This window comes from Pseudomonas sp. 30_B, from assembly GCF_017491605.1.
In the GTDB taxonomy this organism is placed as follows: Bacteria; Pseudomonadota; Gammaproteobacteria; order Pseudomonadales; family Pseudomonadaceae; genus Pseudomonas.
The window spans coordinates 1-226 of sequence record NZ_JAFGYY010000577.1; the positions used below are offsets into that span (position 1 = coordinate 1).

A 226-nucleotide genomic window follows, 5' to 3' on the forward strand; every position below is an offset into this window, starting at 1 on the left:
GGAACCAGTCCAGGCCGGAGAACATCTGGGTGGAGACGGTGCCCGGCTTGACGTGGTTCGGCCAGCGGATCATCGCCGGCACCCGGTAGGCGCCTTCCCAGTTGGAGTTCTTCTCGTTGCGGAACGGAGAGGTGGCGGCATCCGGCCAGGTGAAGCGGTTCGGGCCGTTGTCGGTGGTGTAGATGACGATGGTGTTGTCGCTGAGCTTCAGGTCGTCGAGGGTCTT

General features: G+C 63.7%; 1 protein-coding gene. It reads right to left on the reverse strand.

All coding sequences use genetic code 11. The features are described 5' to 3' along the window. Window positions 1-226, reverse strand: a 226-nt coding sequence (locus tag J5M67_RS29460) for a sulfatase-like hydrolase/transferase (RefSeq protein ID WP_207888786.1), incomplete at both ends; no start/stop codon positions are given.